The sequence below is a fragment of the Rathayibacter sp. AY1F3 genome, from assembly GCF_002931975.1.
Taxonomy (GTDB): Bacteria; Actinomycetota; Actinomycetes; order Actinomycetales; family Microbacteriaceae; genus Rathayibacter.
Genome location: NZ_PSVF01000009.1, coordinates 45758 through 72742, shown reverse-complemented (window position 1 = coordinate 72742; position 26985 = coordinate 45758). Strand labels below are relative to the sequence as shown.

The following is a 26985-nucleotide window of genomic DNA, read 5'->3' as shown; positions in this document are numbered from 1 at the left end:
CCGATCCCTAGCCTGGGACGATGCTGCCGACACCGCCCCGCCGCGTCCTCCCCGTGCGACACGAGGTCGAGGGCGTCACGCTGCGGACGGTCGACACCGGTCCGGCCGGAGCGGGCGCGGTGTTCGTCCTGATCCACGGGATCGGGATGTCGCACCACACCTTCTCGCCGCTCGCCGCCCGCCTGAAGCGGCACGGCCGGGTGATCGGCGTCGACCTCGCCGGCTTCGGCGCGAATGCGCGCCCGCGGCGGAGGGTCGGCCTCGAGGACCACGCGCGGCAGGTCGAGCAGGTCCTCCGCGGACTGGGCGTCTCGCGCGCGGTCGTCGTCGGGCACTCGATGGGGTCGCAGGTGGCGGTCGAGCTGGGGCTGCGCGCGCCCGGCCTCGTCGACGGCGCGGTGCTCATCGGGCCGGTGGTGGATCCGCAGCGGCCCGGAGCGGTCCGCCAGGGGCTCGCGCTGCTGCGGGACTGCCTCGGCGAGCCGGTGGGCGTCGACGCGATCCTGCTGGCCGACTACCTGCGCGGCGGCCTGCGCTGGTACCTGCGCCAGCTGCCCGAGATGCTGCGGCATCCGGTCCAGGTGCGCGTCGCCGAGCTGGAGGTGCCGGTCCTCGTCGCCCGCGGCCGCGACGATCCGATCGCCACCCGTGACTGGTGCGAGCGGCTCACGGCCCACGCGCGCGAGGGGCGGCTCGTCGAGTTCGCCGGCTCGCGCCACGTCGTCCCCCGCACCGAGCCCGGAGCGCTCGCCCGCGAGATCCTCCGCTTCGCCGCCGCGCTCGGCGAGAGGCCCGCCGCCCCGCTCCCCCTCCGGTCGGAGCCGGCCGCATGAGCCGGCTCCGGCGCCTGGTGCGCGACGCCGTCTGGTGGATCCGCGACTACGCCTACGCCGTCGCCTGGCAGGTGCGCGGCGTCCTCTCGCGCCGTGCCCCGGACGACTACCTCGACGGCGACCGGCGGCCCGTCGTGGTCCTGCCGGGGATCTGGGAGACCTGGTCCTTCCTCCGCCCGATCATCGATCCGCTGCACGAGCGCGGGCACCCTCTCCACGTGCTGACGAGCCTCGGCCGCAACGGCCGCCCGGTCGCCCGGACGGCCGAGGACGTGGCCGCCTACCTCGCCGAGCACGGGCTCCGCGACGTGGTGATCGTCGCCCACAGCAAGGGCGGACTGATCGGCAAGTACGTGATGACCGAGCTCGACCCGGACGGCCGGGTCGACCGGATGGTCGCCGTGGCGACCCCGTTCGGCGGCTCCCGCTACGCGCCCTACCTGGTCCTCCGGAGCCTGCGCGCCTTCTCGCCGCGCGACGCCACGACCCTGCTGCTGTCGAGCCGCTCCGGAGCGAACGCGCGGATCACGTCCGTGTTCGGCCTCTTCGATCCGCACATCCCCGAGGGCAGCATGCTCGAGGGCGCGGTCAACGTCCGGATCGAGACCGGCGGGCACTTCCGCATCCTGAGCGACCCCGAGACGCTCACCGCGGTCGTCACGGCGGTCTCGGCGGAGGAGCGCGCCGACGGAGAGGCGCCCTGACGACGGCGGAACCCCTGACGACTCCGTAGCAACCCGCGTCGCCGCGGCGGAACCCCCTGGCGCCTCCGGCCCGCGAGGCGGAGCGTGGAGCCATGCCCGCCTCCTCCACCGGCCCGACCGAGCTCCTCCTCGTCCGTCACGGCGAGAGCCTCGCCAACATCGCGGCGAGCGCCGCCGAGGCCTCGGGGGCGCACGAGATCGCCGTCGACCGCCGCGACCCCGACGTCGAGCTCTCCCCCGCCGGCGAGGAGCAGGCGCGCGCGCTCGGCCGCTGGCTGGCCGAGGAGGCGCGGCCCGCCTCCGCCTGGACGTCGCCCTACCGCCGCGCCTCCGCGACCGCCCGCCTCGCCCTCGGCGAGGCCGGCATCGACCTGCGGCTGCGCCCCGACGAGCGCCTGCGCGACCGCGACCTCGGCGTCACCGACCGCCTCACCTCCGCCGGCGTGCGGGCCCGGATGCCCGAGGAGGCGGCGCGGCGCGAGTGGCTCGGCAAGTTCTACTACCGGCCGCCGGGAGGCGAGGCCTGGACGGACCTCGCGCTCCGCATCCGCGCCTTCGTCGACCACCTCGCCGTCGCCGCGCCTCCCGGGCCGGCGATCCTCTTCTGCCACGACGCGGTCGTCCTCGTCCTCCGCTACGTCCTCGAGGGCCTCTCCGAGCACGAGCTGCTCGACATCGGCGCCTCGACGCCCGTCGCCAACGGCTCCGTCACCCGTCTCGTCCGCGACGGCGACGCGTGGCGCCTCGAGCTCTTCAACCGCACGTCCCACCTCGAGCGCTCCGGCGCCCCCGTCACCCGGCACGACGACCGAGCGGACGGAGAAGGAGACCCTCATGAGTGACCTCGTCTCCCGCGCCCTGCTCGAGCAGCGCTGGCCCCTCCCGGAGCCCGGAGGCTCGAAGCACTCCCGCGGCGACGTCGTCGTCGTCGGCGGCGCCCGCAAGACGCCCGGAGCCGCGATCCTCGCGGGGATCGCCGCGCTGCGGACCGGCGCGGGTCGCATCACGCTCTGCGTCGCCGAGTCGGTCGCGTCGGCCACCGCGGTCGCGCTGCCGGAGTGCGGAGTGGTCCCGCTCGCGGAGACGCGCACCGGCTCCGTCTCGGGCCGCGGGCTCGACGTCCTGGCCGGCGAGCTCTCCTCCGCCGACGTCGCCCTGATCGGACCCGGCCTGGACGACCCGCGCGCGACCGCCGCGACCCTCCGTGCCCTCGCTCCGCTCCTCTACGATGTGCCGGCCGTGCACCTCGACGCCTTCCCGCTCGGAGTCCTGCCCGGGCAGCGCCGTCTCGCACGGAGGCTCGCGGGCCGGCTCCTGCTGACCCCGAACTCGGAGGAGGCGTCCCGGCTCCTCGGCGAGGAGGTCGACGACGTCGAGCGGGCCGCCCTCGCGGTCGCCGAGCGCTACGGCGCGGTGGTGAGCCTGTTCAACACGATCGCCTCGCCCGACGGCGACGCGGTGCGGATCGAGGGCGAGCACCCCGGGCTGGCCACCGCGGGCAGCGGCGACGTGCTCGCCGGAGCGACGGCGGGCCTGCGCGGGCGCGGCGTCGATCCGATGGGCGCGGCCGCGTGGGGCGCGTTCCTGCACACGGAGGCGGACACGCGCCTCTCCGCGCGGATCGGACCGGCCGGGTACCTCGCGAGCGAGATCCCGGGGGAGTTCCCGCGCGTGCTGGCGGGCTGAGCGGCGCGGGTGCGCTGAGGACGGCAGTCGTTCCGAGGCGGGCCAGCGGTGCGAGCGCCCCGGACCGAGCCGGCGGCGTGAGCGGCGGCGATCACCGTGACCGCGGCGTCGACCTCAGTGCGCGACGTCGGCGACCGAGAACGCCACTCCCGGCGTGATCAGGATCGAGGTCTCGCGAGGCTCGCCCTCGCCCTGGTTCACCGTGATCCAGCGCGACGCGGAGCCGTCCAGGGCGCGGTCGATGCTCTCGCGCACCTCCGCGGCCGACGTCTCGCTCAGGCTGAACGGCGCTCCGCCGTAGATGATCTCGACGCGCTTCACAGCATGCTCTCCTCGCTCTGACGGGCGGTCCCGTGGGGCTCCTCGCTGATCCGCAGCCCGTGCGCCGTGTGCGAGTCGGCGAGCAGCTGTCGGATCCAGTCCGGGTTGATGTTCGGGGCACGGCCGCCGTGGTACTTGAAGCGCAGCGGGATGGCGGGGTGCAGCCAGATCGACGTGCGTCCGTCGCCGACCGCCTGCGAGTCCTTCCACGAGAAGTAGAAGGACTCGTTGCGCGCGAGCTTCGAGCCGATCACGATCTGCAGGTGCGCCAGCAGACGGTCGTCGAAGTCGGCCTCGAGGGTCGAGTCGTAGATCAGTCGCCCCATCAGGCGGTTCTCCGTTCGGGAAGTCGCCCGTCCGCGAAGGATCGGGCGGAGTCGTGAGTGTCGATCCTACCGGCGCCCCGGATGCTCACCAGGAGTCGTCCTCGCCGTGGAAGTGCGGGATCTCGGTGTCGACGGCGGAGAGGGGCCCGGCGCCGCCGTCCTCCTCGGCCACGGGGTGCGAGACGCCCAGGCGGGCCGTCTCGCGGGTGAAGCGCTCGACGAGCTCCTCGTCGAGCAGCTCCTCGGCTCCGTCGTCCTCGGACTCCGAGAACAGCTGGCTCGCCGGTCCGATCAGCAGCGCCGCCCGTCCGGGCCGGCCGGACTCCTGGCGGATCGGGATGTCGACCGTGATCGACCCCTTGGTGAGCGCCAGCGCCTCCGCGTAGGCCAGCAGCGACCGCGCGATGGCGGTACCCGTCAGCACGGAGCTGCCGGCGTAGTGGATGCGTTCCATGCCTCCTTCCTACTCCTCGGGCGGCCGCCCGGTCAGCGGTTGCGCGGTCGAGGGAGGGAGCGCTAGCGCCGCGTCGATCCGGCGGTCGAGCGCGTCGCGGACGGCCGGCCACTCGGCCGCGAGGATCGAGTGGACGGCCGTGTCGCGCCACGAGCCGTCGGCCCGGCGCTGGTCGTGGCGGAGCACCCCCTCGAACACGGCGCCGAGGCGGAGGATCGCGGCCCGCGAGCGCGCGTTCACCGCATCCGCCTGGAGCTTCACCCGCTCGTAGCCGCTGTCGAAGGCGAGCCCGAGCACCAGCCGCTTCGCCTCCGGGTTCACGACGGTGCCCCACGTCTCGGGCGCGTAGGCCGTCCAGCCGAGGTGGGCCGCCTCGCGCGCCTCGTCGAAGTCGGCCAGCGAGGTCGTGCCGACGACGCGTCCCTCCTGCAGCACGGCGAACGGCAGGCCCGTGCCCCAGGGGTAGTAGCGGTCGACGAAGGCGCGGAACTCCTCCGGGGTGCCGGGGAGGCCGGACGGTCCTCCTCCGTAGCCGCCGGCGAACACCTCCGGACGTCCGATCGCCCGCCCGAGCGGCTCGACGTGCTCGGCGGCGAGCGGCTCGAGGACGATCGAGCGGCCGACGAGCGTGACGGGACCGGGGCGGCGGGGACTGCTCACGCGATCAGTGTGGGGCACCGTGCCAGCATGGCTCCATGAGCACCGCCGCGCTGTTCGAGTCCGCCGCCGCCGCCCTCGTCGGCCTGCTCGCGCAGGTGCGGGACGACCAGTGGGAGCAGCCGGGGCTCGGCGTCTGGGACGTCCGCGGCCTCGCGGGCCACGCGTCGCGGGCGGTGCTGACGGTCGAGGCGTACCTCCTCGCTCCGGAGCCGCCCGAGCCGACCATCGAGGACGCGCTCGACTACTACGCCGCGCTGGCCGGGAACGTCGCCGACCCCGCGGCGGTGGCGCGGCGCGGGGTCGAGGCGGGGCTGCTGCTCGGCGACAGGCCGGCTCAGGCGCTGGCGGAGGCGGCGGGCCGCGCGGTCGAGCTGGTCGCCGCCCAGCGTCCCGGCCGCCTCGTCGCCGTGGGCGGCCACGCGATCGAGCTGGACGAGTACCTCCGGACCCGGCTGCTCGAGCTGGTCGTGCACACGCTCGACCTCTCGCGGGCCACCGGGATCCCGCACGTGCTGCCCGGCGAGGCCGTCGAGGCGTGCTGCGCGCTGACCGGCGGGCTGGCCGCTCGAGCCGGACGCGGCGAGGAGCTCCTGCTCGCGCTGAGCGGGCGGGAGCCCCTCGCCGCGGGGTTCTCGGTGGTGTGAGGGCGCCGGCCCTCCGGCTGCGGGTTCTGCGCGGCGCCGGCTCTCAGGCCACGGCGAGAGCGGCGACCGGCGACACCTTCGTGGCGCGGCGGGCGGGCAGCACGGCCGAGACGACCGTGATCACGACGCCCACCACGAGCACCGCCACCAGGATCGGCACCGGGACGGTCGGCGGGATCAGTCCGATGCCCGGCAGCGAGCCGAACACCGAGATCGCGCCGCACCAGCCGTAGACGATCCCGAGCACGATGCCGAGCACCGCGGCAGCGATGATCATCTGCGCCGCCTCGAGCACCACCATCGACCGCACCTGCGAGCCGGTGAAGCCGAGCGCGCGGAGCAGGCCCAGCTCGCGCCGGCGCTGCAGCACGCTGAGCGACAGCGTGTTGACCATGCCGACGGCGGCCAGGACGACCGAGAAGCCGAGCAGGACGCTCATCACCGCGGTGCTCACCTGGATGAACTGCTCGAACGCCGCGATCACCTCGGGGTTCGTCTCACCCGAGCGCTCCATGATCGTGCCGAAGGTGGCGGCGGCGACCGCGAACATCGTGACCAGCGACACTCCGATGACCAGTCCGATGACGGCGCGGGCGCTGCGCGCCGGATTGCGGACTGCGTTGGCGGACGCCAGGCGGGCGACGGGGCCCCGGCCGAAGGCGCGGCCCACGAGGGCCGTGAGCGGAGGGAGCAGGACGGGCGCCCCGAGGATCACGCCGGTGAAGGACGCCATGCCTCCGACCAGCCCGAGGAGGACGCCGCCGGGGTTGGCGAGCCCGAACACCACGCCGGCGGCGAGCAGCAGCGCGCCGACCACGACGAAGACGATCGCCGTGACGTTGCGGGCGGTGCGGCCGCGCAGCTCCTCGTAGCGGGGCTCGGCGGACGATCCGGCGGCCTGCGACGGCGCGACCGCGAGCACGCGGCGCGATCCGGACCACGAGGCGATGACCGTCGAGGCGACCACGGCGATCAGCGGCAGCACGAGGCCGGGCGAGACGAGCGGGTAGTCGAAGCGGGGCAGGGTGCCGCTCCGGATGGCGAGCTCCGCGGCGAGCGCCACGAGAGCGACGCCGGCGACCAGGCCGATCGCCGCTCCGAGGAGCCCCTGCAGGAGGCCCGTGCGGACGATCCCGCTGCGCAGCGACCGGCCGGAGGCGCCGAGCAGGCGCAGCAGGGCGATCTCGCGGGTGCGCCCGGCGATGACGGTCGAGACCGCGTTGGCCGTGACGATCCCGCCCACGAACACCGCGATGCCGAAGAAGACGGCGCCGACCATCCCGAGCATGAGGGCGACCTGGCCGAAGCCGTCGATCCCCGCTGCCGCGAAGGCCGCGACCATGTCGGCGATGACCTGCACGAGCACGGCGCCGAACGCCGCGGCGAGTGCGGCGACGGTGACGATGGCGCCCCCGCCCTGGCTCGAGCCCGTGCGCACGCCGCTCACGCCGCGCCCTCCATCGTGAGCATCGCGCGCGAGATCTCCTCGGCGCTCATCCCGCGGCGGTCGTCGACCACGGCCCCGTCGCGGAGGAAGACGATGCGGTCGGCGTAGGCCGCCGCGATCGGGTCGTGGGTGACCATGGCGATCGACTGGCCGTACTCGCGGGTGGAGGCCCGGAGCAGGCTGAGGACCTCGCGGCCGGTGCGCGAGTCCAGGTTGCCGGTGGGCTCGTCGGCGAAGATCAGCTGCGGCCGGGTGGCGAGGGCGCGGGCGATCGCCACACGCTGCTGCTGCCCGCCCGAGAGCTCGTGGGGCCGGTGCGTGAGGCGCTCGCGGAGCCCGAGGGACTCGATCAGCCGGGCGATCCACTGCTCCTCGTCGCCGGTCACGGAGCGGCCGTCGAGCTCGAACGGGAGGCGGATGTTTCCGCGCACGTCGAGCGTGGGGACGAGGTTGAAGGCCTGGAAGACGAAGCCGACGCTGCGGCGGCGGAGCACGGTCAGCTCGGCGTCGCTCATCGAGGTGATCTCGGCGTCCCCGAGGAACACGCGGCCGGAGGAGGCGGTGTCGAGGCCGGCGAGGACGTGCATGAGCGTCGACTTGCCGGATCCGCTGGGGCCCATCACCGCGGTGAACTCGCCCCGCTCGATCGAGAGCGTGACGTCGTCGAGGGCGACGACGGGCGGCGTGCTGCCGTAGAGCTTGCGCACGCCCTCGACGCGCGCCACGACGGAGGAGGTCTGGTTCTGCATGTCCTCGACGCTACGGAGGCACCCGTGTCGCCGGCGTCGTCCGCAGTGGCTCGCGGCGTCATCCCTCCGGCGGACCCGCGATGGTCCTGCGGGGTCAGCGGGGCCGGAGCCCCGCCCGGCGGAGGGCGAGGGCCGCCAGCGCGGCGGTGACGGCGGGGTCGCCGGTCCGCCAGCCCGCGGCGGCGTCCGGGTGCGCGGCGAGGATGTCGCGGGGGGACGCCTGGGTGAGCGCGCGCAGGGCCAGCAGCTCGGTTCCGCCGACGGTCGAGCCGAGGGCGCGCAGCTCGGCGGTCCGGCGGGCGAAGCGGAGCCGGGGCCGGAGCCAGAGCACGGCCAGGAGCAGGAGCGGGAGGCCCCCGACGGCGAGCCCGGCGACCACGGCCAGGGCGCTCGCGAGCTGCTGCTGGTCGCGTCCGGCGGCGGCGAGCACGGAGCCGGCCCCGCTCGCCTCGTCGAACGGCGCGCGCACGGCGTCGCCGAGCAGGGGGATGCCGCCGAGGGTGGTCCCGGCGTCGCTCATGGTCGAGCCGAAGCCGCTGCCGGCGCTCTCGAGCCGACGGCCGATCTCGGCCAGGCCGGCGATCAGCGAGCCGACCGCGATCCCCGCGGCGATCGCCACGACGGCCACGCCGAGAGCGAGGGCGTCGGCCAGGATCTGCCGCGCGCGGACGGCCGGGAGGTCGGCGTAGATCTGCATGCGCCGATTATCCGGCGCGCTCGGCGGCGGTCGTGTCCACACCGGAGGAAGGATTCGTCGAGAGGGCCCGGGATCCGCGTCTCTCCGCGAGGTCCCCGACGTTCTTCCTCGGTTGTGAACACGTGGGCCGCCTCCGAGAGGGCTGCCCGGCCCGGCTCCTCGCCGCTTCTAGTCGAGCAGGTCGTGCAGCACGACGACCTGCTCGCGCTCCGGGCCGACGCCGATCGCCGAGAACCGAGCGCCGCTCATCGCCTCGAGCGCGCGCACGTAGTCCTGCGCGGTCTGCGGCAGGTCCGAGAACTCGCGGCAGCCGGAGATGTCCTCCTGCCAGCCGGGGAACTCCTCGTAGATCGGCTTCGCGTGGTGGAAGTCGCTCTGCGAGACCGGGACCTCGTCGTGGCGCACGCCGTCGACGTCGTAGGCGACGCAGACGGGGATGGTCTCGAGGCCCGAGAGCACGTCGAGCTTCGTGAGGACGAAGTCGGTGACGCCGTTGATCCGCGCCGAGTAGCGGGCGATCGGGGCGTCGTACCAGCCGCAGCGGCGCGGGCGGCCGGTCGTGGTGCCGAACTCGAAGCCCTGCCGGCGGAGGTACTCGCCCCACTCGTCGAAGAGCTCGGTCGGGAACGGGCCGGCGCCGACGCGGGTCGTGTACGCCTTGATGACCGCGATGACGCGGTCGATGCGGTTCGGCGCGACTCCGGACCCGGTGGCCGCTCCACCCGAGGTCGCGTTGGAGGAGGTGACGAACGGGTAGGTGCCGTGGTCGACGTCGAGCATCGTGGCCTGGCCGGCCTCGAACAGCACCGTTTTGCCCGCGTCGAGCGCCTGCGAGAGGACGAGCGACGTGTCGGCGACCATCGGGCGCAGGCGCTCGGTGTACTGCAGCAGGTCCTCCAGCACCTGCTCGACCAGGATCGCGCGGCGGTTGTAGACCTTCACCAGCAGGTGGTTCTTCTGGTCGAGGGCGCCCTCGACCTTCTGGCGGAGGATGTTCTCATCGAAGAGGTCCTGGATGCGGATGCCGACGCGGTTGATCTTGTCGGCGTACGCCGGGCCGATGCCGCGGCCGGTGGTGCCGATCTGGCGCTTGCCGAGGAAGCGCTCCGTCACCTTGTCGAGGGTGCGGTGGTAGCTGGTGATGACGTGCGCGTTGGCGCTGACGAGCAGCTTCGACACGTCGACGCCGCGGGCGCTCAGCGCCTCGAGCTCGTGGAACAGCACCTCGATGTCGACGACGACGCCGTTCGCGATGACCGGGACGACGCCCGGGGTGAGGATGCCGGAGGGGAGCAGGTGCAGGGCGTACTTCTCGTCGCCCACGACGACGGTGTGCCCGGCGTTGTTGCCGCCGTTGAACTTCACGACGTAGTCGACGCGGCTGCCGAGGAGGTCGGTGGCGCGTCCCTTGCCCTCGTCGCCCCACTGGGCGCCGGTGATGACGATTGCTGGCATGGCGTGTCCTTCTCGACGGGAGGGGCGGGGGTGGGCGGGTGCGGCGCGGCAGTCGTGCCGCCTCCGCGCGACCAGCCGCTCGATTCTAGCGGAGGGGCCGGAGGACGGCTCCAGCGCGCGGGGGCGGCACCGCGGACTCCCCCGGCTCCGGCCGGCACCGCGGACGCATCGCCGAGCAATGCTCTCGATCCCGTCATGCGCAGTTCACACGCGGCGCATAGATTCGAGGACGTTCACACTCCACTCATCACGCGAACAGGACCACGATGCGCAGACTCCGCGCCGCAAGCCTCCTCGCCGTCGTCGCACTCGGAGCCGCCACCGCCGCTCCGATCGCCTCGGCCGCCCCTCTCGACGACGGCGTCGAGCTCACCCTGGTGTCGACGACCGACACGCACGGGCACGTCTACGACTGGGACTACTTCGCGAACGCGCCGTACCCGGCCGACGGTGCGCTCGGCCTCACCCGCGTCGCGACCGAGGTCGACCGCCTCCGCGCCGAGAAGGGCGAGGAGTCCGTGCTCGTCATGGACAACGGCGACGCGATCCAGGGCACGCCGCTCACCTACTACTACGGCCTCGGCGACGGCGCCGCAGGCGTCCTCTCCGGCGAGACGACGCACCCGATGGCCACCGCGTTCAACACCATCGGCTACGACGCGCAGGTCGTCGGCAACCACGAGTACAACTACGGGCTCGACATGCTCAGCGCGTACGAGGGCGACCTGAACGCCCCGCTGCTGGGCGCGAACGTCGTCGACGTCGCCACCGGCAAGCCGTACCACGACCCCTACACGCTGATCGAGCGCGAGATCGACGGGAAGACGGTCACCGTCGGCGTCCTCGGCCTCGTCACCCCCGGCGTCCGCGTCTGGGACAAGCAGTACGTCGACGGCGTCCTCGAGTTCCAGGACATGGTCGCCGCCGCGAAGCAGTGGGTCCCGATCGTGCAGGAGCAGGCGGACGTGGTCGTCGTCCTCGCGCACACCGGCCAGGGCACGGTGCCGGACGCCGAGTACGACGCCGCCGACCTCAACGAGGACGTCGTCAACAACATCGCGACGCAGGTCCCCGGCATCGACGTGGTCGTCGCCGGCCACAGCCACAAGGACCTGCCGCAGACGCTGTTCACCAACGTCGCCGGCGAGCAGGTGCTGGTCACCCAGCCCGAGTTCTGGGCGCAGGGCCTCACCGAGGTCACCCTGAACCTGGTGCCGGACGCCGCGGGCGGCCTCGAGGTCGACTGGTCGGCCGGGAACGCACCCGTCACGCAGCCCGTCTACGCGAAGGACATCGCCGAGGAGTCGCCCGCACTGGTCGACGCCCTCGACGAGCAGCACGCCGCCACGATCGAGTACGTGAACACCCCCGTCGCCGACTCGGTCGAGGAGCTCTCGGCCGCGACCTCGCGCTACGAGGACACCCCGATCATCGACTTCATCAACACCGTCCAGGCCGAGACCGTCGAGACGGCACTCGAGGGCACCGAGTGGGCGGACCTGCCGGTGATCTCCCAGGCGTCGCCGTTCTCGCGCACCGCCGTCTTCCCGAAGGGGCAGGTCAGCATCCGCGACATCGCGGGCCTGTACATCTACGAGAACACCCTCCGCGGAGTGGAGCTGACCGGAGCCGAGGTGCGCGACTACCTCGAGTTCTCGGCCCGCTACTTCGTGCAGACCGCCGAGGGCGCCGTGTTCGACCCCGAGACCGGCACCAACGCGACGACCGAGGACCGCCCCGACGGCATCCCGGACTACAACTACGACGCGATCTCGGGCCTGGACTACGTGATCGACGTCTCCCAGCCCGCCGGCTCGCGGATCCGCGGTCTCGCCCACGCCGACGGCACCCCCGTCGCCGACGACGAGCGCTTCGTGATGGCGGTCAACAACTACCGCCAGAGCGGCGGAGGCGCCTACCCCGCCGTCGCGCAGGCACCGCTCGTCTACGACGAGCGTCTCGAGATCCGCCAGCTCCTCATCGACTGGTCGACCGCCCGCGGCGTGATCGACCAGGCCGACTTCTACGACCCCAACTGGTCGCTGACGACGGAGCCCGCCGCCGAGGTCCCGGTCACCCCGGCGCCGACCGAGCCCGGCACCCCGACGGAGCAGCCCACCACCGCTCCGTCGCCGCACCCCACCACCACGGCGGCCCCCGTCGCGGGAGGCTCCGGCCCGGGCTCGCTCGCGAACACCGGCGCCGACGCGGCCGGCCTGATCGGCGGAGCCCTCGTGCTGCTGCTGTCGGGTCTCGCGCTGGTCGTCGCGCGACGCCGCCTCGCGGCCTAGCCGAGCAAGGCACGGGCGGCGGTCGGCGGGGTCTCCCGCCGACCGCCGTTCGTCGTTCCGGAGGATCGCAGGATGATCGGGTGGCGGACCGGCGGCTCAGTCGCCGCGGCGTCGCGACCGGCGGGCCCGCAAAGCCGAGAACGCGCCGGTGGACCAGAGCGCCCAGATCACCAGCAGGGGCTGGAAGACGAGCCGCACCGCGCGCGCCGCGTCCGTCTCGAGGCCGAACGCCGGCGTCCGCGTCACCAGCTGCGAGATGTTCCCCGGGAAGACCGCGACGAAGAACGCGGCCACCACGACTCCCACGATCACGCGCCACCGCACGAGCACGACGAGCGCGAGCCCGAGCGCGATCTCGACGACGCCCGACGCGACGACCACCAGGTCCGGGTCGGCCGGCAGCCACGGCGGGACCTGCGCCTGGAAGGCCTGACGCGCGACCGTCAGGTGCGCCGCGCCGGCCGTGACGAGCACCAGGCCCAGGAGGATGCGGGCGAGAGTGCGCGGAACGGAGCGGCGTCCTCCGTCGGGCGCTGTGGCGGCGGTCATGCCCCCAGTCTGCGCTCGGAGCCCGCTCGCGCCGACCGCGCGCGCGTTCCGGCGGCGCCCCGTATCCTCGTTACCGCCCCGTCCGCAGACCGTGAAACGAGTTCCATGAGCACCCTGCCCCGCCTGATGGCCTTCGACCTCGACGACACCCTCGCCGCCTCGAAGTCCCCCGTCGACCCGGCGATGGCCGACCTCTTCGTGAAGCTGCTCCAGGCCACCGAGGTGTGCATCATCTCGGGCGGCCAGATCGGCCAGTTCCGGATGCAGGTGCTCGACCGCCTCGAGGGCGCCGACCCCGAGGTGCTCGCGAAGCTGCACCTCATGCCCACCTGCGGCACGCAGTACTACCGGTACGAGAACGGCGACTGGGCGCAGATCTACGCCGAGAACCTCACCGAGGACGAGAAGTCGCGCGCGCTCGCCGCCGTCGAGGAGAAGGCGAAGGAGCTCGGCTACTGGGAGTCCGAGACCTGGGGCCCGATCCTCGAGGACCGCGACTCGCAGATCACCTTCTCGGCCCTCGGCCAGTCCGCGCCCGTCGAGGTCAAGCAGGCCTGGGACCCGGACGGCGAGAAGAAGAACACCCTCCGCGAGGCCGTGCAGGCCGTGCTCCCCGACCTCGAGGTCCGCTCCGGCGGCTCGACGTCGGTCGACATCACCCGCAAGGGCATCGACAAGGCGTACGGGATGAACAAGCTCACCGAGCTGACGGGCATCCCTCTCGACGACATGATCTTCGTCGGCGACCGCCTCGACCCGGACGGCAACGACTACCCCGTTAAGGCGATGGGCGTCGAGTGCTTCGCCGTCGAGGGCTGGCACGACACCGCCGCGTACCTCCGCTCCTACGGCCTGTAACCGCTCCGCGCGAGACGTTCCGGGATCCCCTGCTGCGGCGGGGGATTCCGTGCATCCGGGGGTCGTCGCAGGCCTCGGGCGCTGGACGTCGTGGGCGGTGCGCGTCCAGCTGCCGTCAGGCGTCGGCGCCCCCTCGCGGGTCCTGTGCACCCGCGCGTCCAGGCGCTGCGCAGGCGGGCACCGTCAGGCGTCCGGTGCTCCGTCGGGGCCTCGGGCGCAGCGCGTCCGGGCTCGGCCGGTTCGGGGGTCTGCGCGTCCGGGCCCTGCGCGTCCCGGCCGCTGTCAGACGTCCTCGTTCAACGATCCGGACGCCGTGCCGTCGAGGGCGAGGCGGAGCCGTTTCGGCAGGTTCGCGACCACGATCGCGTGCGACTCCTCGATGAGCTCGAGCACCAGCTCGGGCTCGACGGTCCCGCCGGCGTCGACCGTCACCCAGTGCTTCTTGTTCAGGTGGTAGCCGGGCTCGATCCCGTCGACCCCCGCGACCAGGTGCACCACGTTCTCGGGCAGCGCCTTCACGCTCACGACCGGCCGCCCGAACCGCTCCGACTCGAGCGCGAACACCTTCCCCGCGACCTTCCACACCCGGATCCCCTCCCCGAAGGGGAACCCCGCCTCCGCTCCCGGAAGCCCCTCGAGAAGCCGCTCCACCGCCCCGCCGTCCATCCCCCCATCCTGCCGCAGCCCCCGCGCGCCGCCTCGATCAACCGCCACCCGAGGCCGGCCTCGCGCCGAACGCACGTCCCACGTCCAGGGCCCGAAGCGGCTCGCGCCGAAGGCACGGCCCGACCCTCCAGCACCCGCACCACGCTCGCGCCGCAACCACGGCCCGACTCCTTCACCCCGACCAGGCTCGCGCCGCAGGCGCGGCCCCCGCACTCCCCCCGACCAGGCTCGTGCCGCAGGCACGGCCCCCACACTCCCGCGCGAGCAGGCTCGTGCCGCAGGCACGGCGCCCACCCCACCAGCACAGGGCTAGGCGGCGTCCGGGTGCGGTTCTGGCAAGGCGGAGGAGGAAGCCGTAGCGGCGCTACGGCGCCCGACGACAACGCCGCCAGAACCGCACCCGGGCGGCGCCTAGTCGTTGCCGAGGATGATGATGGCGGCGGTAGGGGGTAACGCGTCCTCGTGGTACCGCTCGATCTCCTCGATGGCGATCGGGTCGGCCTGCTGGAGGAACTGGGTGAGGCGGGTGACCTCCTCGGTCTCGCCGATGGAGTCGGCGGCGCGGCGGAGGGCGTAGAGGGAGAGCAGGAATCCGCGGTTGGGTCCGTGGCGCCAGGGGATGAGGCCCTGGCCGCGCCAGCCGGCTCCGCGGAGGAGGTCGAGGCCGCGGTGGTAGCCGACGCGGGCGTAGGCGTAGGAGGGGAGGGCCGCGTCGATGCCCCAGACGCTGTCGGCGAGCAGTGCCCAGGCCAGCGGGGAGCGCGGGTGGGCGGCGGCGAGGGCGGCGAATTCGACGGCTCCCGGGTTCGCGTGCTTCGCGAGGGCCGCGGTGACCGCGGGCTCGTCGGGGAGGAGGGTCGGTTCGGGGCCCAGCAGGTTCTCGCCACTCATGCCTCCCAGGCTATCCCGCTCGCGGCTGTGCGGGTCCGGGGTCCGGCCGTCCGGCGCACGGCGGTCGTCCCTCCACAGGGGCGTCAGCGGAGGGAGCCGGGCGGTTCGCCGGTCGTCGCCGTCGTGCGCGGGGGTGCCGCCGATAGCATCGACCCATGGCGACGAACCGCAGTGAAGTCGAGGCCTGGCTCACGGACATGGACGGCGTGCTGGTGCACGAGAACAAGGCGCTCCCCGGCGCGCCCGAGCTGATCCAGGAGTGGACCGATTCGGGCACGCCGTTCCTGGTGCTGACGAACAACTCGATCTTCACGCCACGGGATCTGGCGGCGCGGCTGCGCGGGTCGGGGCTGCACGTGCCGGAGGAGCGGATCTGGACGAGCGCTCTGGCGACGGCGGACTTCTGCGCGTCGCAGAAGCCGGGCGGGAGCGCGTTCGTGATCGGCGAGGCGGGGATCACCACCGCGCTGCACGAGGCGGGCTTCATCATGACGGAGACGGCGCCGGACTACGTGGTCGTGGGCGAGACCCGCAACTACAGCTTCGAGGCGATCACGAAGGCGATCCGCCTGATCGTCGCGGGTGCGCGCTTCATCGTCACCAATCCCGATGCGACGGGGCCGAGCGCCGAGGGCGTGCTCCCGGCGACGGGGGCTATCGCGGCGCTCATCACGAAGGCGACGGGCAAGGATCCGTACGTCGTCGGCAAGCCGAACCCGATGATGTTCCGCTCGGCGATGAACAAGATCGGCGCGCACAGCGAGAACACCGGGATGATCGGCGACCGGATGGACACCGACATCGTCGCGGGCATCGAGGCGGGCCTGCACACCGTGCTGGTGCTGACGGGGATCAGCGACGAGGCCGAGATCGAGCGCTATCCGTTCCGCCCGGACGAGGTGCTGAGCGGGGTGCACGAGCTCCTGTCGTCGGAGCCGCTGGAGTCGGAGTTCCCGCCGGATTCGGCGGTCTGAGTCCCGGCGGCCCGGCAGCGGGCCGGGCGCCGGTTCCTGACACGGCACCGCGGCTCGCGGGGGTCAGAAGCGGACGTGCTGCAGCACCCAGGCGTGCATCGCGACGGCTGCCGCCGCCGAGGCGTTGATCGACCGGGTCGAGCCGAACTGCGAGATCTCGAGCACCGCCTCCGAGGCGGCGATCGCCTCCTCCGAGAGGCCGGGTCCCTCCTGCCCGAACAGCAGGAGGCAGCGCTCGGGGAGCCGGTAGGTCTCGAGCGGAACGCAGCCGGGGACGTTGTCGACGGCGAGGAGGGGCACGTCCGCCTCCGCGGCCCACTGCACGAGGTCGGCCACCGTCTCGTGGTGCTGGACGTGCTGGTAGCGGTCGGTGACCATCGCGCCGCGCTTGTTCCAGCGCCGCCGGCCGACGATGTGGACGCCCTCCGCGCCGAACGCGTTGGCGCTGCGGACGATCGAGCCGATGTTCATGTCGTGCTGCCAGTTCTCGATCGCGACGTGGAACGGGTGCCGCGTGCGGTCGAGCTCCGCGACGATCGCGTCCATCCGCCAGTAGCGGAAGCGGTCGACCACGTTGCGCGCGTCGCCGCGCTCCAGCAGCTCCGGGTCGAGGCGGTCGTCCTCGGGCCACTCCCCCTGCCAGGGGCCGACGCCGTTCGTGGTGAGCTCCACGGAGGCGGTGGGTCCGGTCGCGGGGGTCGCCTCGTTCTCCTGCACGACGAGCGATCCTACTGGGCGCTCCGCGGCTCGGCCGGGTGCACCGGGCCGGTGCCCGGCGGCATCCTCCGAGGTCCGAGCGACGGCGCGCGTCAGGCCGCGGGGGTGCCGGCGAGGGAGCCGGTCAGCTCGCCGCCGCCCGCCCGGTCGACGAAGCAGTAGTAGCTGCGCTCGCCCGCGTCCCACTGCTCCTGGGTGACGGGGAACGCACCGGCGACCTGCACGTCGCCGTAGGTCTCGGCCGCGGCGACGTCCACGACGCCCTGCGCCTGGCAGAGCGAGGAGACGGTGACGGCCAGGGCGTCCTGGCCGGGGAACACCGCGTCGGTCAGCTCCGCGGTGGCGACGAGCTGGGCGGAGTGAGACCCCGCGCAGTCCACGACGGTGAACTCCTCCGCCCAGACGGAGTCGAAGGGCTCGACGCACTCGCCGCCGAGGAGCGCGCTCCAGGCCCAGGTGCCGACGGGCAGCGGGCCGACGGTCGGGAGGGTCGCGGTCGGAGTGGGCGAGGGGGTCGGCTCCGCCGTGGGCGTCTCGCTGACGACCGGGGCGGCCTGCGGCTCGGCCCGGCCGCCGGCGCTCCCGACGGCGATGCCGATCGCGAAGAGGCCGGCGAGGAGGATCACCGCACCCGCAGCGATCAGGCCGATCAGGAGCCGGCGTCGGCTGAGCGTGCGCCACGCGGGTGCTGCGGCGGGCGCCGAGTCGCGCTCGCGTCTCTCGGGTCGGGACCGGGCGGAGCGGCGCTTCCGCGGCGGAGCGGCGTTGACGTGGGCGACCGCGGGAGCGGTGCGGAAGGGCGCGGGCTCGGCGCGGTCGGCGGGCTCGGCGGCCGGCTCGAGGTTCCATGAGTAGGCGCCGGCGGTCTCGCGCCACAGCTCCTCGTCGCCGCCGTCCTCGTCGGGCTCGTCCTGCGGAGCGACGACCTGCTCCCACACGGGCGGCTGGTCCCAGTCCCCGCGCGGGTCGGGCCACTCGTAGACGGCGGGCGGAGTCGGCTCGCGCGGAGTCGGCGGGGTGGCGCCGACCGGGCGTCCGTCGGCGGGGTAGGGGACGCCGGAGCGGCCCGCCGGGTCGACGTCGGCCGAGGATCCGGCATCGGGCTCGTCGTCCGGCCGGTGCGCGCTGCGCAGTCCGGCGGGGGCGGTCGGCAGGTCGGCGGGAGGGTCGGTCTGCGGCAGGACCGGGCGCACGGAGTCCGCCCCGCGGCGGTGCACCTCGGTGCGGCCGGCATCGGTGGAGGCGTCGGAGCCGTCGGCGTCGTCGCGGAGGGGGGCGAAGAACGCGTCGAAGGCGTCCTCGTCGGAGTCGTCCTCGTCGGACACGTCCGCGTCGGAGGCGCTCGTCCCGCGGGCAGTCGTCCCACCGGCACCCGTCTCGCGGGCACTCGTCTCGCGGGCACCCGTCTCGGGCGCTCCCATGGCGCGGGCTCCCGTGTCGTCGCCCCGAGAGCTCCGTCCCTCGGCGGGGACGCCGTCGCGGCCGGAGGAGCGCTCCGGCTCCGCGACCGTTCCGCGGTCGGCGTCGGCGTCCTGCTCCTCCACCCGAGCGGAGTCGTCCGCGGGGTTCGGGAGGTCGCCGCCGTCCTCCTCGGCGGCCGGCGTCGCGCTCAGCACGGGCTCCCCCGGCCACAGGCCGACCGGAGCGGCAGGGGCACGGCGCGGCGCCGGGTCGGAGTCGGAGTCGGAGTCGCCCGAGGACGGTCCGGCCGCGTCGGCGGAGGAGGCCGACTCGCTCGCAACGCTCCGCTCCTCCGCTGACACGTGGGCCTCGTCGGCTGCGGACTCAGCAGGACCGGACGTCCGCTCCGCGCGCGACTCCTCCACGGGAGGGACGAGGCGGGGCGAATCGAAGATGCTCTTCAGTCGGCCGCCGCTGAGCTGCTGGAGCAGCCACTCGCTGCTGCCGACGGGACGCTCCGGCTCGGGTCGCTCCGGCTCGGCACGCTCCGGCTCGGAGGTCTCCGATCCAGCAGGCTCGGGCTCGCGGCCCTCCGGCTCGCGGCCCTCGGACCCGCGGCGCTCCGGCTCCGGGTGCTCGCCGCCTCCCGGGCCCCCGCCGCGTCCCCCCTCGTCGACCATCAGCTCAGGCCGAGGTCGGCCAGACCGATCGCGGCGAAGTACGGGTAGCCGGCGTCCTCGATGATCTCGCGGGCCCCGGTCGCGCGGTCGACGACGACGGCGACTCCTGCGATCTCGGCGCCGACCTCGAGCAGGGCCTCGATCGCCTTCAGCGGCGAGCCGCCGGTGGTGGACGTGTCCTCGACGACGACGACGCGCTTGCCCTCGAGGTCGGGGCCCTCGACCTGCCGGCCGCGGCCGTGGTCCTTGGGCTCCTTGCGCACGACGAACGCGTCGTAGGCGAGACCGCGGGCGGCGCCCTGGTGGAGGATCGCGGCGGCGATCGGGTCGGCTCCCATCGTGAGGCCGCCGACGGCGTCGACGCGCTCGATCGGCGCGATGAGGTCGAGCATGACCTGCCCGATCAGCGGCGCGACCCGGTGGTCGAGGCTCACGCGGCGCAGGTCGACGTAGTACGACGCCTTCTTGCCGCTCGTGAGGGTGAAGTCCCCGTGGAAGACGGCGTCGGAGCCGATGTACTCGATGAGCTGCTGGCGTGCGTCGGTCACGCGCCTACTCTACGGGGCGACCCCTCCCCCGCTCGGGAGCGCGCCCGTTGCGGCGTGCTCGCCCGCCTCGTCGCCTCCTCCGCGGAACTGTGTCATGTAGAGCTCGTAGTAGGCGCCGCGCTGCTTCAAGAGCGCCTCGTGCGCGCCCTGCTCGACGATCCGGCCCGACTCCATCACCAGGATGGTGTCGGCGTCGCGGATCGTGGAGAGCCGGTGCGCGATGACGAACGAGGTCCGGTCGGTGCGCAGCGCGTTCATCGCGTGCTGCACGAGCAGCTCCGTGCGGGTGTCGACCGAGGAGGTGGCCTCGTCGAGGATCAGCAGCGACGGGTTCGCGAGGAACGCGCGCGCGATCGTGATCAGCTGCCGCTCGCCCGCCGAGACGCTGCCGCCGTCGGCGTCCAGCACCGTGTCGTAGCCGTCGGGCAGCTGGCGCACGAAGCGGTCGACCATGGTGGCCTTCGCCGCGTCGACGATCTCCTCGTCGGTCGCGTCCAGGCGCCCGTAGCGGATGTTCTCGCGGATGGTGCCCTGGAAGAGCCACGCGTCCTGCAGCACCATGCCCACGCGCGAGCGCAGATCGCCGCGCGCGAGGCTCGTGATGTCGACGCCGTCGAGCAGGATGCGCCCTCCGGTGAGCTCGTAGAAGCGCATGACCAGGTTGACCAGCGTGGTCTTGCCGGCGCCGGTCGGACCGACGATGGCGACCGTCTGCCCGGGCTGCGCCGAGAAGGTCAGGTCCTCGATCAGCGGCTGCTCCGGGTCGTACGAGAACGAGACGCCCTCGAACTCCACGTGGCCGTCGGTGCGCTGCGGGAGCGACGCGGTCGCCGTCTCCGGCTCCTGCTCCTCGGCGTCGAGCAGCTCGAACGTGCGCTCGGCCGAGGCGACGCCGGACTGCAGCATGTTCGCCATGCTCGCCAGCTGGGTCACCGGCTGGGTGAACTCGCGCGAGTACTGGATGAACGCGGTCGCGTCGCCGAGCGTCAGCTGACCGGAGGCGACCCGCAGGCCGCCGACCACGGCGATGAGCACGTAGGAGAGGTAGGAGACGAAGGTCATCGCGGGCATGATCATGCCCGAGACGAACTGGGCGCCGAACGAGGCGGTGTAGAGGCTGTCGTTGCGGCGGTCGAACTCCTCGAGCATCTCGCGGTCGCGGCCGAAGGCGCGGACGATCTCGAGCCCGGAGAAGGTCTCCTCGATGTGGCCGTTGAGCGCGCCCGTGTTCTTCCACTGGGCGGCGAAGAGCTTCTGGGAGCGGGCGCCGATCACGCCCGCGATCACGCCCGAGAGCGGGATCGAGATCAGCGCGATCAGCGCGAGCTGCCACGAGACGATGAACATCATCGCGGCGATGCCGATGATGGTGAGCACCGACTGCACCAGCTGCGAGAAGGCCTGCTGCAGCGCGGTCTGGATGTTGTCGACGTCGTTCGTGACGCGCGACATCACGTCGCCGCGCTGCCGGGTGTCGAAGAAGCGCAGCGGGAGGCGGTTGAGCTTGGCCTCGATGTCCTGACGGAGGCCGAAGACCACCCGCATCACGAGGCCGTTGAGGATGTAGCCCTGCGCCCACATGAGCACCGACGCGACGACGTACATCAGCAGCACGATGATGATCAGGCGGCCGAGGACCACGAAGTCGATGCCCGCGCCGGGCACGATGTCGGTCTTGGCCAGCATGTCGGCGAAGGTGCCGTTGCCCGAGGCGCGCTGCTGCTCGATGATCTGCTCGAGCGGGACGCCGGCGGGGAGCTGCGAGCCGATCACGCCGTTGAAGATCGTGTCCATCGCCTGCCCGAGGATCTTGGGCGCGATGACGGTGAGGACGACCGACAGCGAGACCAGGGCGACCACGAGGACCATCCGGGCGCGCTCGGGGCCGAGCAGCGAGAAGAGGCGCTTGGCCGAGGGCCAGAAGTTCTGCGCCTTGCGGGCGGGCGGCCCGTCCCCGAACATGCCGCCGTCGCCCTCGCCGGGCACGAACTCGGGCTCGGGGGACGTCGTCTCCTCGGGGGCGGTGGTGTCGCGTGTGCGCGCCATCTCAGGACACTCCTTCGACGCTCAGCTGGGATTCGACGATCTCGCGGTAGGTCGCGTTCGTCTCGAGGAGCTCGTCGTGCGTGCCGCGGCCGACGACGCGGCCCGCGTCGAGCACGACGATCTGGTCGGCGTGGCGGATGGTCGACACCCGCTGGGCCACGATGATCACGGTCGCGTCGGTGGTGGCGTCGGCCAGCGACTCCCGCAGCCGCGCATCGGTCGCGACGTCGAGCGCCGAGAACGAGTCGTCGAACAGGTAGACCCGCGGCTTCGCGACGAGGGCCCGCGCGATGCAGAGCCGCTGGCGCTGCCCGCCGGAGACGTTGGTGCCGCCCTGCGAGACCGGCTCGTCGAGCCCGTGCTCCTTGCTCCGCACGAAGTCCTCGCCCTGGGCGATGCGCAGCGCCTCCCACAGCTCGGCGTCCGTCGCGTCGGGGCGGCCGAAGCGCAGGTTCGAGGCGATCGTCCCCGAGAAGAGGTAGGGGCGCTGGGGCACGAGCCCGATCACCTCGGCGAGCTGCGCCCGGTCGAGGGAGGAGACGGGCACGCCGTCGATCGTGACGGTGCCCTCCTGCGGGTCGAACAGGCGCGGCACGAGGCCGAGCAGGGTGGTCTTGCCGGCGCCGGTGGAGCCGACGACGGCCGTGGTGCGGCCCGGCTCCGCGACGATGTCGATGCCCGAGAGCACGGGGCGCTCGGCCCCCGGGTAGCCGAAGACGACCCCGGAGAACTCGACGCGGCCGCGCGCGGGCGTCGGGACTCCGCCCTGGGGCGTGGTGAGGCTGGTGCGGGCGTCGAGCACCTGCTGGATCCGCTCGGCGCAGACGACCGCGCGCGGGATCATCATCACCATGAAGACGCCCATCATCACGGCGGTGAGGATCTGGAGGAGGTACTGCAGGAACGCGGTGAGCGAGCCCACCTGCATCTGACCGGCGTCGACCCGCTGCCCGCCGAACCACAGCACGGCCGCGGTGGCCAGGTGCAGGATCATCATGATCGCGGGGAACATCAGCACGAAGATGTTGCCGACCTTGATCGACACCTCGGTGATCGCCGCGTTGGCCTTGCGGTACCGCTCGGACTCGAACGGCTCGCGCACGAAGGCGCGCACCACGCGGATGCCCGTGATCTGCTCGCGGAGCACGCTGTTGATCCCGTCGATCCGGTCCTGCATGAGGCGGAACAGCGGCAGCAGCAGGAACACCAGGAAGCCGACCACGACGAACAGCAGCGGCACCGACACCCAGACCAGCCAGGAGAGGCCGGCGTCCTCGCGCAGGGCGAAGACGATGCCGCCGACGCACATGATCGGCGCGGACACCATGAAGTTGAGGGTCATCAGCACGAGCATCTGCACCTGCTGCACGTCGTTCGTGCCGCGGGTGATCAGGGTGGCCGTGCCGAAGCCGCCGACCTCGAGCCCGCTGAGCGAGTCGACGCGGCGGTAGACGTCGCGGCGCAGGTCGCGGCCGACGGACATGGCGGTGCGGGCGCCGAAGTACACGGCTCCGATCGCCGCGGCGACCTGCACGACGCAGACGCCGAGCATGGTCATGCCGGTTCCCCAGATGAAGTCGGTGTCGCCGCGGCCGATGCCCTGGTCGATGATCTCGGCGTTGAGGCTCGGCAGGTAGAGCGCGGCGAGCGTCGCGACGAGCTGCAGCACGACGACGGCGGCCACCCAGCGCGCGTAGGGCTTCGCGTAGGCGGAGGCGAGGCGGAGCAGGATCATGGGTCCTCCGGAGGGGCGGAGCAGGAGCGGGAGGGGAGTGGACCGGGCTGGGGAGCGCGGAGCGCCGGGGAGCCCGTCGGGCCCGCACGGCGCGGGCGGCGGCGGCGTCCGGACGGCACGACGAACGGCCGGTCGGGACGGCGCTAGACAACCATCGACCACCGACACCGGTTCCGCAATCCGCCGAGGGGATGACTCCCCCGGCCCGCGGCCGCCGGGACGCGCGGAGGACGCGCAGGAGACGTGTCGGCGGCGGCTCCTACACTTCCAGGATGCGCATCGCCACCTGGAACGTGAACTCCATCCGGGCCCGCACCGGCCGCGTCGTCGACTGGCTCGTGCGCGAGGACGTGGACGTCCTCGCCATGCAGGAGCTCAAGTGCAAGCCCGAGCAGTTCCCGCACGAGGCCTTCGCCGACGCCGGCTACCACGTCGAGATGGTCGGGCTCAGCCAGTGGAACGGCGTCGGCATCGCCTCGCGCCTGCCGATGGAGGACGTGCAGATCGGCTTCCCGGGCATGCCCGGTTTCGCGAAGGAGGCGGCGGCCGACGGCTCCTACCCGCTCGAGGCCCGCGCGATCGGCGCCACGGTCGACGGCGTGCGCGTCTGGAGCCTCTACGTCCCGAACGGCCGCGCGGTCGACGACCCGCACTACCTCTACAAGCTCGAGTGGCTCGCGGCCCTCGAGGCGAGCACCCGCGAGTGGCTGGCCGCCGAGCCCGACCTGCCGCTCGCCCTGGTCGGCGACTGGAACGTCGCGCCGCTCGACAGCGACGTGGGCGACCCGAGCCTCGGCCCCGGATCCACGCACGTCTCGATCCCCGAGCGCGCCGCCTTCGCCGCCTTCGAGGACGCGGGCCTGCGCGACGTCGTCCGCCCGCTCGTGCCCGAGGGCTACACCTACTGGGACTACAAGCAGCTCCGCTTCCCGCGCAACGAGGGGCTGAGGATCGACTTCGTGCTCGGCTCCCCCGCGTTCGTCGAGCTCGTCACCGGCGCCTCGATCCACCGCGACGAGCGCAAGGGCGACGCCCCGAGCGACCACGTCCCGGTGGTGGTCGACCTCGACCTGGAGACGACCCTCGACGACGACCGCCCGATGATCTTCTGAGCATGGCCTCGTCGAAGAAGAAGCGCGCGCGGGCCGAGGCCGCCTCGGCCGGCGCCTCCCGCCCCGCCGCCCGACCCGCGACGGCGCGCCCTGCGACCGCCCGTCCTGCGACCGCCCGTCCCGGAGCCGCGCACGACGAGTTCCGGTCCGACGCCTACCGCTCGGTGGGCGAGATCATCGCCGCAGGGAAGCCGCGCCGGCGCCGCTGGGACCTCGTGCTCTCGATCCTCGGCTGCCTCGCCCTCGGCCTGCTCACGATCGTGCTCGGCTACCTCGCCGCGATCCTCTCGGTCTTCCCCGCGCAGTGCGAGGGCCAGAACTTCGCCTGCGACTTCGACCGGATCGACTGGGGCGTCTCGATCGCGCTGATCGGGCCGCCCGCGCTGACGCTGATCGCCGTGGTCGTGACGGTCGTGCGCTACCTCGTGGGCCGACGCGCGTTCCTCGTGCCGGTCATCGGGTTCGTGCTCTGCATCGCCACCGCGTTCCTCGCCTCCTCGCTCGTGACGAGCTCGATCCCCGGTTCGGCGCTGGTCTAGCACTTACCCGGGGGCGCGTCAGCGGTCGGCGTGCTCGGGGCGCGATCGCGCGGTCAGCCGCAGGCGGGCTCGTCGTTCAGCGTCACCGCGGTGGGGTTGATCATCGGGGTCACCCGCACGGCCTGGTCTCCGAAGCCGGAGGCGTCGCCGGCGCTGAACTGCACGTCGAACGTCTCGGACTGGCCGGGCGAGAGCTGCACGGCGACCTTCGAGACGGGACGGCCGAGGTCGTCGAGGCTCTCGGGTCCGTAGCCGGTGCCGTCGGTCCACGCCGCGCTCGACACCGTGGTCCCGGGAGGGCCGTAGACGTAGATGTTGGTGACGAAGTCGCCCAGAGGGTACGCACCGCGCCCGCCGGCCGCGGCGACGTAGCCGGGCAGCGTCCGAGCGATCGCCTTCGAGATCGTGTTGGTCACGGTGACGGAGGTGGTGAAGACCGCGCCGGAGGCGGCGCACCGGCCCGCGCTCGACTGCGTGACCGCCGTGCTCAGGTAGTAGTCCATCTTCGAGCCGCCCGAGGCGTCCTGGAAGAACACTCCGGTGGTCGTGCCGTCGGTCGTCGTCTGCGGCAGGACCCCCGCGATCGGCGTGGGCGCGAGGAGCGCCTGCTCGTCGGCGTCGGAGCTGTAGGCGAGGATGCGGCTCTCGTCGACCGCCTTCACGATCGCCGGGAGCATCTTCGTCGGCTCCATCTCCCCGCCGAGGATCTTGCCCAGGACCGTCGCGCTCGCCTCCGAGAAGAACTCGTCGGTGCGCTCGGCCACGACCGACTCCGGGTAGCGGAAGTAGACCTCGTTGAGCAGGGTCGAGACGGTGTTCTCGCTCGTGAGGACCGTGCCGTCGGTGAGGGTCACGGGCCCGGTCGAGCCGAGGAGGTAGGAGAGGGCGACGGGGTCGATCGCGAGGACGCCGTCGATCCTCTGGTCGGGGAACTTCTGCGCCCAGAACTGCGAGGCGATCGAGGCGGCCGTCGGGAAGTCGGGGCGGCTGGTCGAGACGTTGAAGGTCGTCGCCATGTTCTCGCCGATGGTGTCGAGCGCGCTCTGGTCGACGGTGACGGGCGCCAGACCGCGGAAGTCGCCGCTGCCCAGCTGACGGCCGATCGAGATCGCGCCGCCGTCGACGTCGAGCTGCATCACCGACGACGCGCCGCCGCCCAGAGCCTGCGACTCCGCCAGGTTCTGGAACATCACCAGGTAGTGGCGCGGACCGGACGCTCCGAGGGAGTCGGGGAGGATCGCGGTGAGCGGCTCGACCTGCTCCATCGCCGCGGTCGCGGTGGCCAGCTGCGGAGTGAAGGAGTCGAGGGCCGAGGCGACCTGCGGCACCAGCGGGCCGCGGTCGATGCCCTCGACGCGGGTCTGCGCCGCGTCGACGACCTCCTTGGCGACGGTGATCTTCTGCGACAGCTCGGTGATCGCCGCGAGGTCTACCCTGCCGTCGACGGGCTTGAGGATGTCGAGCGAGGTCGTGGAGAGCGGCGTGACGATCCGGCCGGAGACGTCGTCGGCGATCTCGGTCGCGGCGCGGACCGCGGACAGGTTCGGCCCGAGGACGGGCACCACCTCCATCACCCGCCACACCGGGTCCTCGGTCTCGTCGCGCGCCTCGCCGGTGAGGGTCGCGATCCGGCCCGCGGTCTCCTCCGCCCCGGAGGTGTCGAACGTCGTCAGCCTGTCCGTCACCTGCGACACCAGCGGGATCGCCTCGGTCAGCTTGTCGCGGACGGTCATCGCCTTGTCGTAGGTGCGCACGCCGAGGAGCACCGCGACGACGGCGCCGATCAGCAGGACCAGGAGGACGATCAGCGTGATCCAGAGGCCGCGACGGCGGCGCGGCCTGCCGCGGGCGGAGCGGTCGGCGGACGTGGTGGTGCTCATTCGAGAGAGCCTAAGCGACGGTCGGCGGAGTGCGACCGGGCCCGCGCCACCGGCCCCGTCCCAGGACGAGGGACACGCGACGTGGATGCGCGGGCCGTCCGGCGCCTCCGCCGGGACCGAGC

The 26985-nt window shown here is 73.1% G+C and carries 27 protein-coding genes; 10 read left to right on the top strand and 17 right to left on the bottom strand.

Annotation, left to right across the window (positions count from 1 at the left end):
• Positions 1-20 precede the first annotated feature (20 nt).
• The 4 genes from C5C39_RS07545 (at position 21) to C5C39_RS07530 (ending at position 3223) form a co-directional block, all read left to right on the top strand.
• Positions 21-833: an alpha/beta fold hydrolase gene (locus C5C39_RS07545; protein WP_104295552.1), complete on the top strand. Its 813-nt coding sequence runs from the start codon at positions 21-23 to the stop codon at positions 831-833.
• Complete coding sequence (locus C5C39_RS07540; protein WP_104239324.1) at positions 830-1537, top strand: triacylglycerol lipase; 708 nt, start codon at positions 830-832, stop codon at positions 1535-1537. The genes C5C39_RS07545 and C5C39_RS07540 overlap by 4 nt, the downstream gene beginning before the upstream one ends.
• 92 nt (positions 1538-1629) lie before the next feature.
• Entirely contained in the window at positions 1630-2379 is a 750-nt protein-coding gene (locus tag C5C39_RS07535; RefSeq protein ID WP_104295553.1) for a histidine phosphatase family protein, read from the top strand.
• Positions 2372-3223 (top strand): NAD(P)H-hydrate dehydratase, encoded by an 852-nt coding sequence (locus C5C39_RS07530; RefSeq protein ID WP_104295554.1) that lies wholly within the window; start codon positions 2372-2374, stop codon positions 3221-3223. The genes C5C39_RS07535 and C5C39_RS07530 overlap by 8 nt, the downstream gene beginning before the upstream one ends.
• A gap of 114 nt (positions 3224-3337) precedes the next feature.
• Here C5C39_RS07530 and C5C39_RS07525 read toward each other — a convergent pair whose 3' ends face one another.
• The 4 genes from C5C39_RS07525 to C5C39_RS07510 all read right to left on the bottom strand — a co-directional run bounded on the left by C5C39_RS07525 (position 3338) and on the right by C5C39_RS07510 (position 4984).
• Entirely contained in the window at positions 3338-3544 is a 207-nt protein-coding gene (locus C5C39_RS07525) for a hypothetical protein (protein ID WP_104222775.1), read from the bottom strand.
• Positions 3541-3870 (bottom strand): ATP-dependent DNA ligase, encoded by a 330-nt coding sequence (locus C5C39_RS07520; RefSeq protein WP_104222776.1) that lies wholly within the window; start codon positions 3868-3870, stop codon positions 3541-3543. The genes C5C39_RS07525 and C5C39_RS07520 overlap by 4 nt, the downstream gene beginning before the upstream one ends.
• Before the next feature lie 85 nt (positions 3871-3955).
• The gene (locus tag C5C39_RS07515; RefSeq protein WP_104222777.1) at positions 3956-4324 is read right to left on the bottom strand and encodes a hypothetical protein; all 369 of its coding nucleotides are present in this window, start codon (positions 4322-4324) and stop codon (positions 3956-3958) included.
• 9 nt (positions 4325-4333) lie between these two features.
• A complete protein-coding gene (locus tag C5C39_RS07510; RefSeq protein ID WP_104274504.1) occupies positions 4334-4984 on the bottom strand; it encodes a GNAT family N-acetyltransferase in 651 nt (216 codons plus the stop codon).
• A 35-nt stretch (positions 4985-5019) separates the two neighbouring features.
• Between C5C39_RS07510 and C5C39_RS07505 the strand changes: the two genes are divergently transcribed.
• Positions 5020-5628 carry a maleylpyruvate isomerase N-terminal domain-containing protein gene (locus tag C5C39_RS07505; RefSeq protein ID WP_104234280.1) on the top strand — a complete coding sequence of 203 codons (609 nt, stop codon included), beginning with the start codon at positions 5020-5022 and terminating at the stop codon, positions 5626-5628.
• 43 nt (positions 5629-5671) lie between these two features.
• On the opposite strand, the gene C5C39_RS07500 is transcribed toward C5C39_RS07505, so the two are convergent.
• The 4 genes from C5C39_RS07500 to C5C39_RS07485 form a co-directional block, all read right to left on the bottom strand.
• Positions 5672-7075 carry an FtsX-like permease family protein gene (locus C5C39_RS07500; RefSeq protein WP_104353051.1) on the bottom strand — a complete coding sequence of 468 codons (1404 nt, stop codon included), beginning with the start codon at positions 7073-7075 and terminating at the stop codon, positions 5672-5674.
• Positions 7072-7824: an ABC transporter ATP-binding protein gene (locus C5C39_RS07495; RefSeq protein WP_104222781.1), complete on the bottom strand. Its 753-nt coding sequence runs from the start codon at positions 7822-7824 to the stop codon at positions 7072-7074. Before C5C39_RS07495 ends, C5C39_RS07500 begins: the two co-directional genes overlap by 4 nt.
• A 94-nt stretch (positions 7825-7918) precedes the next feature.
• Positions 7919-8521, bottom strand: a complete 603-nt coding sequence (locus C5C39_RS07490; RefSeq protein ID WP_104353050.1) for a hypothetical protein — start codon at positions 8519-8521, stop codon at positions 7919-7921.
• Between the two features lie 168 nt (positions 8522-8689).
• The gene (locus C5C39_RS07485) at positions 8690-9976 is read right to left on the bottom strand and encodes an adenylosuccinate synthase (protein WP_104250676.1); all 1287 of its coding nucleotides are present in this window, start codon (positions 9974-9976) and stop codon (positions 8690-8692) included.
• 266 nt (positions 9977-10242) lie between these two features.
• Between C5C39_RS07485 and C5C39_RS07480 the strand changes: the two genes are divergently transcribed.
• Positions 10243-12267, top strand: coding sequence for a bifunctional UDP-sugar hydrolase/5'-nucleotidase (locus tag C5C39_RS07480; protein ID WP_181136345.1), 2025 nt, complete (start codon positions 10243-10245; stop codon positions 12265-12267).
• Between the two features lie 96 nt (positions 12268-12363).
• Here C5C39_RS07480 and C5C39_RS07475 read toward each other — a convergent pair whose 3' ends face one another.
• Positions 12364-12816 (bottom strand): DoxX family membrane protein, encoded by a 453-nt coding sequence (locus C5C39_RS07475; protein ID WP_104353049.1) that lies wholly within the window; start codon positions 12814-12816, stop codon positions 12364-12366.
• 105 nt (positions 12817-12921) lie between these two features.
• Between C5C39_RS07475 and C5C39_RS07470 the strand changes: the two genes are divergently transcribed.
• Positions 12922-13674, top strand: coding sequence for an HAD-IIB family hydrolase (locus C5C39_RS07470; protein ID WP_104222786.1), 753 nt, complete (start codon positions 12922-12924; stop codon positions 13672-13674).
• Positions 13675-13956: 282 nt separating this feature from the next.
• Here C5C39_RS07470 and C5C39_RS07465 read toward each other — a convergent pair whose 3' ends face one another.
• Both C5C39_RS07465 and C5C39_RS07460 read right to left on the bottom strand, forming a co-directional pair.
• Positions 13957-14340 (bottom strand): MmcQ/YjbR family DNA-binding protein, encoded by a 384-nt coding sequence (locus C5C39_RS07465; protein ID WP_104258040.1) that lies wholly within the window; start codon positions 14338-14340, stop codon positions 13957-13959.
• Positions 14341-14751: 411 nt separating this feature from the next.
• Positions 14752-15231, bottom strand: a complete 480-nt coding sequence (locus tag C5C39_RS07460; RefSeq protein ID WP_104353048.1) for a DUF3151 domain-containing protein — start codon at positions 15229-15231, stop codon at positions 14752-14754.
• Positions 15232-15386: 155 nt separating this feature from the next.
• On the opposite strand from C5C39_RS07460, the gene C5C39_RS07455 reads away from it, so the two are divergent.
• Positions 15387-16205, top strand: a complete 819-nt coding sequence (locus C5C39_RS07455) for an HAD-IIA family hydrolase (RefSeq protein ID WP_104225721.1) — start codon at positions 15387-15389, stop codon at positions 16203-16205.
• A 63-nt stretch (positions 16206-16268) separates the two neighbouring features.
• On the opposite strand, the gene C5C39_RS07450 is transcribed toward C5C39_RS07455, so the two are convergent.
• The 5 genes from C5C39_RS07450 to C5C39_RS07430 form a co-directional block, all read right to left on the bottom strand.
• The gene (locus C5C39_RS07450) at positions 16269-16922 is read right to left on the bottom strand and encodes a TrmH family RNA methyltransferase (protein ID WP_104353047.1); all 654 of its coding nucleotides are present in this window, start codon (positions 16920-16922) and stop codon (positions 16269-16271) included.
• Between the two features lie 92 nt (positions 16923-17014).
• Positions 17015-19003: a septum formation family protein gene (locus C5C39_RS07445; protein ID WP_104353046.1), complete on the bottom strand. Its 1989-nt coding sequence runs from the start codon at positions 19001-19003 to the stop codon at positions 17015-17017.
• Positions 19003-19551: an orotate phosphoribosyltransferase gene (gene pyrE / locus C5C39_RS07440; RefSeq protein WP_104256006.1), complete on the bottom strand. Its 549-nt coding sequence runs from the start codon at positions 19549-19551 to the stop codon at positions 19003-19005. Before pyrE ends, C5C39_RS07445 begins: the two co-directional genes overlap by 1 nt.
• A 9-nt stretch (positions 19552-19560) precedes the next feature.
• Positions 19561-21597: an ABC transporter ATP-binding protein gene (locus C5C39_RS07435; RefSeq protein ID WP_104353045.1), complete on the bottom strand. Its 2037-nt coding sequence runs from the start codon at positions 21595-21597 to the stop codon at positions 19561-19563.
• A 1-nt stretch (position 21598) separates the two neighbouring features.
• Positions 21599-23332 (bottom strand): ABC transporter ATP-binding protein, encoded by a 1734-nt coding sequence (locus tag C5C39_RS07430; protein ID WP_104247972.1) that lies wholly within the window; start codon positions 23330-23332, stop codon positions 21599-21601.
• Positions 23333-23604: 272 nt separating this feature from the next.
• Here C5C39_RS07430 and C5C39_RS07425 point away from each other — a divergent pair, with 272 nt between their 5' ends.
• Together C5C39_RS07425 and C5C39_RS07420 are read left to right on the top strand one after the other, a co-directional pair.
• Positions 23605-24444 carry an exodeoxyribonuclease III gene (locus tag C5C39_RS07425; RefSeq protein ID WP_104353044.1) on the top strand — a complete coding sequence of 280 codons (840 nt, stop codon included), beginning with the start codon at positions 23605-23607 and terminating at the stop codon, positions 24442-24444.
• A gap of 2 nt (positions 24445-24446) precedes the next feature.
• Positions 24447-24983: a hypothetical protein gene (locus tag C5C39_RS07420; RefSeq protein ID WP_104326228.1), complete on the top strand. Its 537-nt coding sequence runs from the start codon at positions 24447-24449 to the stop codon at positions 24981-24983.
• A 53-nt stretch (positions 24984-25036) separates the two neighbouring features.
• Here the strand turns inward: C5C39_RS07420 and C5C39_RS07415 are convergent, their stop codons facing one another.
• Entirely contained in the window at positions 25037-26863 is a 1827-nt protein-coding gene (locus C5C39_RS07415) for a DUF4012 domain-containing protein (protein ID WP_104353043.1), read from the bottom strand.
• Positions 26864-26985: the final 122 nt, after the last annotated feature.